The following is an 8307-nucleotide window of genomic DNA, read 5'->3' as shown; positions in this document are numbered from 1 at the left end:
TACCTTATCAACAACGGATAATTTAAAGGCAAGCGAATAATCTTTTTGAGTTCTCTTAGATATTGATGTCATGACATTCTCCAAATTTAAGTTGGAAAAGTGTCAACCTTATTTAGGACGGGACAATTGGATATAAAAAAAGCTGCCGAAGCAGCTTTTTTTATTTTCCATTATTCGCCGAATGGGTTGCGAACAATCATTGTTTCTACACGGTCTGGACCTGTTGAAATAATATCGACTGGTACACCGGTAATTTCTTCTAAGCGCTTGATGTAATTGATCGCAGCTTCCGGCAATTGTTCAACTGACGTTGCGCCGAATGTGTTCTCGCTCCAACCAGGCATCTCTTCATAAACAGGCGTTACCTTCTCGTAACCTTCTGCCGCAAGAGGTGTCACGTTTGTTACTGTACCATCTTCAAGTTGGTAGCCAGTACAAATTTTAATTGTTTCAACGCCATCTAATACATCTAGCTTAGTTAAGCAGAAACCTGTGATGCTGTTGATTTGAACCGCACGGCGCATTGCAACTGCGTCAAACCAGCCCGTACGACGTAAACGACCTGTTGTCGCGCCAAACTCATGGCCTTTTTCACCTAAGTGCTTACCAACTGGGTCTTGCTTATCTACACCATCATATAGTTCAGTTGGGAAAGGACCTGAGCCTACTCGTGTAGTATAAGCTTTAACAATACCTAGCACGTAATCTAGGTTCAACGGGCCAAAACCTGCACCAGTTGCTACACCACCTGCTGTCGTATTTGACGACGTAACATACGGGTAAGTACCGTGGTCGATGTCTAGCAGAGTACCTTGCGCACCTTCAAATAGGATGTTGTCACCCTTCTCACGAGTTTGATCAAGCAGCTCAGTAACATCAACAATCATTGACTTAAGAATTTTGGCAATTTCCATCGCATCATCGTAAGTCTTCTGGAAATCTACTGGCTCTACTTTGTAGTAATGCTCTAGTGAGAAGTTGTGGTACTCAATAACTTCTTTAAGTTTTGCAGCGAATTGCTCTGGGTTGAATAGGTCACCAACACGAAGACCACGGCGTGCAACTTTGTCTTCGTATGCTGGACCAATACCACGACCGGTTGTACCGATGGCTTTATTACCACGTGCAAGTTCACGTGCTTGGTCTAGCGCAACATGGTAAGGAAGAATTAGCGGACATGCTTCACTGATAAGCAGACGCTCACGAACAGGTACACCACGCTCTTCAAGCATGTTTACTTCTTTCATTAGTGCATCTGGCGCCAAAACAACACCGTTACCGATCACACACTTTACGTTGTCACGTAAAATACCTGATGGGATCAAGTGCAGTACTGTTTTCTCACCATTAATAACCAAAGTATGGCCAGCGTTGTGTCCACCTTGATAGCGTACAACTAAAGAAGCCTTATCTGTAAGTAGGTCTACAACCTTACCTTTACCTTCGTCACCCCATTGGGTGCCTAATACAACGACGTTTTTACCCATTGCAATATCACTTAGAAAAAATTAGGCGCAGATTTTACCAGAAAAGGCAGGGGAAAATCACCCTGTTTCGAATGATTTTTCTTCAGACACTTTGATATTAAATAAAAGCGATTGAAATAAATACAAAAAAGCCCGACACAATGCGGGCTTTTTATTTCAAATTAATGACTTTACAAAAGCAAAGACTACTTGCTGTCCTTCTGCTTCATGTAGTCAAAAAACTCACTATCAGGCGAAAGTACCATAACATCGCTTTTGCTTGTGAAAGTTTTCTTATACGCTTCTAACGAACGTATAAAGCCAAAGAACTCAGGATCTTTGTTATATGCTAACGCATAAATATTAGCCGCTTCTGCATCACCTTCACCTCGAACTGTACGCGCATTACGCTCAGCATCAGCCAACATAACCGTTACACGACGGTCAACTTCAGCACGAATAGTCTCAGCTTTCTCTTGACCTTCTGAGCGGTGCTCTTTTGCAACCGCCGTACGCTCAGCACGCATACGTTGGAAGATTGAATTACTGACTTCGTTCGGTAGGTTAATTTGCTTAACTCGCACATCCAGCACTTCAATACCTAGTTCTTGTGCACTGTCAGAGGCTTGAACTAACGCTTCTGCCATCAGCTCACTTCGCTCACCCGATACAATTTCTTTAATTGTTCGAGAACCGAAGTTAGTTCTTAAGCCATTGTTTACTTTCTGTTTTAGTAGCGTTTCAGCATATTGCTTGTCACCACGAGCACGTAAGTAAAAGTTAGAAAAGTCACTCACACGCCATTTGACATAAGAATCAACAATAAGGTCTTTCTTCTCGCTTGTTACGAAACGATCAGGTGCACCATCCAATGTTTGAATACGCGCATCAAGATGACGTACTTGGCTAAAGAATGGCACTTTTAGATGCAACCCAGGCTCATAAACAACCGCGTTATCTGCACTGTCTTTTTGTACTTTACTAAATAACAGCACAATCGCACGCTGCCCTTCAGTTACAACAAAGACAGAAGAAAACCCTAACAGGGCGAGAAGTATTAAAAAGACAAAACCAAAATTTCTCATCAATATTATCTCCCGCTGTTAAAACGATCTTGTGAGAATCTATCATTACTGCTGTTTACGCTGCTGTTACGAGACTGACCCAGTGTTTGACGCAACTGGTTAATGTCGTTTCGGCTAGGCAGAGTCACAGGTGCAGATGATTGAGATTGCTGCATGATCTTATCAAGTGGCAAATACATCATGTTATTGCCGCCTTTCACATCAACGATAACTTTAGAGCTGCGACCTAGAATTTCTTCCATCGCCTCAATGTATAAACGTTCACGTGTTACTTGTTTCGCTGCTGCGTATTCAGGTAGTAACTTTTCAAAGCGAGCGACCTCACCTTGGGCTTCTAAAATGATACGCTCTTTGTAACCTTCTGCCTCTTGAGTCATACGAGTCACTTGACCACGTGCACGAGGCTCTATTTCTCTCGCGTATGCTTCTGCTTCACGAATGAAACGCTCTTCATCTTCTTGTGCAGCAATTGCGTCGTCAAATGCATCTTTAACTTCAGCAGGAGGACGAGAGTCTTTGAAGTTGACGTCTGTCACAATCAAACCAAGGTTATATGGTTCAATAATTTTGTTAAGCTCATCCCACGTACGTTGACGCACCTGCTCACGACCTGTCGTTAATACTTGGTCCATGCGAGAATGGCCTACTACGTAGCGAAGGGCACTATCAAGTGCTTGCTGCAAACTGTGGTCTGCATCTGTTACACTGAAGCGATATAATGTTGGGTCAACAACACGATACTGCACTTCAAACTCAACACTTACCACGTTTTCATCTTCTGTTAGCATAAAACCAGATGCTGATAAAGAGCGAACGGCTTCAATATCAATTGGAATTACACGCTCGATAAACGTCATTTTCCAGCGTAAACCCGGTTCAGCAATACGGTCGAATTTCCCAAATTGCAGCACGATACCGCGCTCAGCCTCTTTAACCGTATAAATACCACTTAGTGCCCATACAATTAAAGCAATAATGAAAATGAAGGTAATTCCAGCGCCGCCAAGTCCATTCTTATTGTTACCTGGCTTACCGCCAAATATCCCGCCAAACTTGTTGTTAAACTTGCGGAATACCTCGTCCAGATCAGGTGGCCCTTGATCTCGTCCACCGCGATTTTTCCACGGGTCGTTATCATTGCCATTATTACCCGGTTCGTTCCAGGCCATAGCTATACTCCATTGTTATAAAATGAATTAAATTAAATCTAACAAAAATTGCCGCATTCTTATAGAGAATTAGGCCGAATTAGTATTTTTTTCAATTTTGAGCAATAAACCGTTCTATTTCCGGCCCTTGTTCTTTTTTCAATCGCTCCCAGTCGGCTTGAGGTAACCTCACATCCAGCAACCAGTTGCCGAGCTCATCGTAGCTCTCGCTGTGAACGGCATTGAGATTAAACAATGCTCCACGTAGCTTGCCAAAAGCAGGCGGCACCAAGAGCTGATGACAAAACATCTTTTTCGCAAGCAATTCAGATATTGCTTGCGAGAGCAACTCTATGCCTTCATTCGCCTGCGCTGAAAGCCATACTCTAATCGGCACACCATTTTCGTCTCTATCGATTTTAGGTTGAATTTCCTCAACTAAATCAATTTTGTTATAGACCAGCAATTGAGGAATTTCATCTGCCTCAATCTCTTCCAAGACCGATTGTACCTGTTCTATATTTTCTTTTCTTCTTTGATCTGCAACATCTACCACATGAAGCTGCAAATCAGCTTCCCGTGTCTCTGTCAATGTCGCTTTAAATGCCGCGACTAAATCATGAGGTAAATGCCTGATAAACCCAACCGTATCGGCCAGTATTACAGCGCCTACATCATCAATTTCAAGTTTACGCAGCGTCGGATCAAGCGTTGCAAACAGTTGGTCTGCTGCATACACATCGGAATTTGTAATTCGGTTGAAAAGCGTGGACTTGCCAGCATTCGTATAACCAACTAATGACACTGTCGGTATTTCATTGCGGCTTCTCGCTCTGCGTCCTTGTTCTCGAACAACGGCGACTTTATCCAGCCTTTTACGAATACTCTTTATACGCTCTCTGAGTAGTCGACGATCCGTTTCTAATTGTGTCTCACCAGGGCCGCGCAGGCCGATCCCGCCCTTTTGCCTCTCTAAGTGCGTCCACCCTCTAATCAAGCGTGTTGAAATATGCCTCAGCTGAGCCAACTCAACTTGCAACTTACCTTCGTGCGTTCTTGCTCGCTGAGCAAATATATCCAAGATAAGCGTTGTTCTATCTAGCACACGGCATCGACAAATATGCTCTAAATTTCTTTCTTGAGAAGGACTTAGTTGGTGATTAAATATAATGACGTCTGCTTTATAAGTTCTGACAATCTCGGCAATTTCTTCTGCTTTACCCGTACCGACAAATAGCTTGGGGTGAGGTGCCTGACGGCTGCCTTGCACAACCGCCACGCTACTAACACCAGCAGAAGATACTAGCATTTCCAATTCTTGCAGATCTTCACGATCTCCTTCATTAGGAAACTCTATGTGCACTAAGACTGCCTGTTCGCCGGCTTCATAACGGTCAAACAAGCAATATGCTCCTAATATCTATTAAAAATTTCCATCTTCACTTTGTTCTGCGCCTTCATTTCCTTGTGTATTTTGGAAATTGACAGCTCTAGCAGGAACAACTGTTGAGATAGCATGTTTATAAACCATCTGGTTCACGGTATTTTCAAGTAAAATTACAAATTGGTCAAAAGACTGTATTTTGCCTTGTAATTTGATGCCGTTAACTAAAAAAATTGAAACTGGAATGCGCTCACGACGCAAGACATTCAAAAACGGGTCTTGTAACGATTGGCCTTTTGCCATTTTCTTATCCTTCGTTCTAGGTGTTATTATGTTGAGTTAGTTGAATAAAACAAAACAAATTATCGGTTCAACTACTATTAGCTTAGCGAACTTAAAATTCGTTGCAAGTTTTCTTGCTCTCCGGTCTCTAGCCAAGTTACATTTGGCCAACTACGAAGCCAGGTCAACTGTCGCTTTGCAAGTTGTCTGGTAGCGGCGATACCTTTGAATACCATTTCATCGTAATCGCATTCACCGCTTAAATGCTCCCACATTTGCCGATATCCAACACAGCGGATTGAAGGCAAATCAGGATGTAAATCTTTTCGATTATATAGGGTCAAAACTTCGTTTTTAAACCCTTGATCGAGCATTATTTTAAATCTTTTCTCGATTCTTTCATGTAATACTTTACGATCGCTAGGTGCGATCGCAAATTGGTAAAAAGTATAAGGTAGCTCTGGTTGTTTTTGCTTTTGCAATAACGACATGGGCTTACCTGTTATACGATACACCTCTAAGGCCCGATTAATACGCTGAGAGTCATTTTCACTAATTTTCTCAGCAGCCTCAGGATCAATTTTAGCCAGCTCGGCGTGAAGTGCCGGCCACCCTTGCTCTGCAGCATCGCGCTCCAATTCAGTGCGAACCAGAGCAGAAGCTTCAGGCAATGGAGATAAGCCATCTATAAGCCCTTTGAAGTACATCATTGTACCACCAACCAACACCGGGATTTTGCCTTGTGCATGTAGTTTATCTATCAGGGCTATCGCATCACGACGAAAATCAGCCACAGAGTAGCTATCTTTGGGATCGATCAGGTCGATTAAGTGATGAGGGGCTTGCGCTAACTCACTGGGTTCAGGTTTAGCGGTACCTACATCCATACCTTTATATACTAGCGCTGAATCAACACTGATAATTTCAGTGTCTAAATGCTTACATAGTTCAATAGCCAAAGCTGTTTTACCAGCAGCCGTCGGCCCCATCAGCGTAATAACGGGTTTATTCTGCAAACTAATACCCTTTTGGTAACAAATCTAAAATATAATTGGGGTCTATTTTAACGGCTTTTGCCGTAATTGCTGCTCTGCTTTTCTGTTTTTTTAGCATTTTTTCACGAACTAGAGCAAAATGCTGTGAACGAAAGTACCCTGAAGGGGTATTTTTCAGCAGCCACTCAAGCCAAAAATGCAATTCATTTACCTGACTTTCTTGTTCACAGCAGGTTTCAACCAATTGCGATACACACTGGGCTACATCTAAACTGTATAAACAGACAGGCAACTTTTTAACCATCACATGGGCATCTTGAAAAACTAGCTCGAAGCCTAATAACGTCAGCCAAGAATTAACTTTTTCTAATACCTGCGACTCTTGTTTAGTATGACTAACACGTACAGGGAGCAACAGTGCTTTCCCCAATAATGTGCCATCGGTTTCAATTTGTTCTAGCCACATAGCACAAAGTCCCTCTCTGCCATGAGAGAGCATTAACCCTTCGTCACTTTGTAATAAAATAGCGCCTTCAGGCAAAGCCATCCACTGAGTTTGCTCAACCTTTTGAACCCCATCAGATTCCCTGTTAGAAGCATTATGTTCTGGTGGCGAATGTTTTACAGGACGCTCTGCAGCCTCAGTTGTGAATGCTTGATAAAGCTGATTTACGTTAACCTGTTTTTTATGACCCGACACTGAACCACTGCTTACTCTAGAAGCTGAGCTACTAGATTGGTTGATTCTATCTGAAGAATAAGTGTTATTGTGATAATCAGGCTTGATTTGCCGATCACTAAATAAACTAGGCTCTGTTACTTGTGCACGTTCTTGGCGAAGTGGAGTCCTATACGACTGATGCACATCCCCTTGGTTATGCTCAGTATCCGATCTGCCCTTCTCCAAAATCGGGTCAACTTGGGGTTGGGGGGGGTGTTCGGCGTATGGCAATTGCACAGAGCTGGGTTCAACAACCTGTTTGATCGCCTGCACAATAAAGTCATGAACCAACCGCGCTTGATGAAATCTAACCTCGTGTTTTGCGGGATGAACATTCACATCCACTTGCCTAGGATCCAACTCTAAATAAATGACAAACCCAGGTGTCTCTTGGCTCCCGGTGGCCTCTTCGAAAGCCTGTCTAATCGCATGTAAGATCAACTTATCACGCATCATTCGACCATTTACATAGGTATACTGTGGTTGGGTATTGCTGCCTACTGGTAACACCCAGCCATACAACTCTAAACCTTCATACCCAGATTCTATGAAACTGGCCTCGCGTTGAAATACCTTGCCCGCAACCTGCGCCACGCGCTCAATACTCCGAGAGTCCTGCTTTGCACGATACTGTCGCACTACTTTCTGATTGTGGGTCAACGTGATTGCAACATCAAACCGACTTAGCGCTATCCTTTTCACTAGCTCATCAATATGGCTAAACTCAGTTTTTTCAGTTCGCAGGAACTTTCTTCGTGCAGGCGTATTAAAAAATAAATCTTTAACTTCAATAGTCGTCCCATCAGGGTGTGCCGTCGGCTGTACTTGCACAGCCATATCTCGCCCCTCTGCGCAAGCTTGCCATGCTGTATCTTGAGATGCTGGTTTCGAGCTCAGCGTTAACCTCGAAACTGAGCTTATCGAGGCCAACGCCTCCCCTCTAAAGCCCAATGAAGCTATTGCTTCAAGATCATCTAAGTTCTTAAGTTTACTGGTGGCATGTCGAGATAAGGCCAAAGCCAATTCGTCTTTATTAATGCCCGACCCATTGTCACGAATACGGATCAGCTTGTGTCCGCCTCGTTCAATTTCTATTTGGATCCGGTTAGCCCCAGCATCAATGCTGTTTTCTACCAATTCTTTTACAACAGAAGCAGGTCGCTCGACCACTTCACCAGCAGCAATTTGGTTAGCTAGCCGCGCTGGTAAGATTTCAATTGCCATTT

7 protein-coding genes are annotated in these 8307 nt (G+C 43.2%); all 7 read right to left on the bottom strand.

Going from position 1 to position 8307, the window contains the following annotated elements; genetic code table 11:
• Positions 1-170: 170 nt before the first annotated feature.
• Positions 171-1487 (bottom strand): adenylosuccinate synthase, encoded by a 1317-nt coding sequence (locus QNM18_RS13215; RefSeq protein WP_211010990.1) that lies wholly within the window; start codon positions 1485-1487, stop codon positions 171-173.
• Positions 1488-1672: 185 nt separating this feature from the next.
• Positions 1673-2551, bottom strand: coding sequence for a protease modulator HflC (hflC, locus tag QNM18_RS13210; protein ID WP_211010992.1), 879 nt, complete (start codon positions 2549-2551; stop codon positions 1673-1675).
• 5 nt (positions 2552-2556) lie between these two features.
• Positions 2557-3720: an FtsH protease activity modulator HflK gene (hflK, locus tag QNM18_RS13205; protein ID WP_211010994.1), complete on the bottom strand. Its 1164-nt coding sequence runs from the start codon at positions 3718-3720 to the stop codon at positions 2557-2559.
• 91 nt (positions 3721-3811) lie between these two features.
• Entirely contained in the window at positions 3812-5101 is a 1290-nt protein-coding gene (gene hflX, locus QNM18_RS13200; RefSeq protein ID WP_023399905.1) for a ribosome rescue GTPase HflX, read from the bottom strand.
• Between the two features lie 21 nt (positions 5102-5122).
• Complete coding sequence (gene hfq, locus QNM18_RS13195; RefSeq protein WP_023399904.1) at positions 5123-5386, bottom strand: RNA chaperone Hfq; 264 nt, start codon at positions 5384-5386, stop codon at positions 5123-5125.
• Between the two features lie 77 nt (positions 5387-5463).
• Entirely contained in the window at positions 5464-6354 is an 891-nt protein-coding gene (gene miaA, locus QNM18_RS13190; RefSeq protein ID WP_284137486.1) for a tRNA (adenosine(37)-N6)-dimethylallyltransferase MiaA, read from the bottom strand.
• Between the two features lie 28 nt (positions 6355-6382).
• Positions 6383-8305 (bottom strand): DNA mismatch repair endonuclease MutL, encoded by a 1923-nt coding sequence (gene mutL, locus QNM18_RS13185; RefSeq protein ID WP_284137480.1) that lies wholly within the window; start codon positions 8303-8305, stop codon positions 6383-6385.
• Between the last annotated feature and the right edge of the window lie 2 nt (positions 8306-8307).

Source organism: Pseudoalteromonas obscura, from assembly GCF_030135505.1.
Classification (GTDB): domain Bacteria; phylum Pseudomonadota; class Gammaproteobacteria; order Enterobacterales; family Alteromonadaceae; genus Pseudoalteromonas; species Pseudoalteromonas obscura.
The sequence above is the reverse complement of the archived record's forward strand: the minus strand, read 5'-3'. Positions and strand labels throughout refer to the sequence as shown.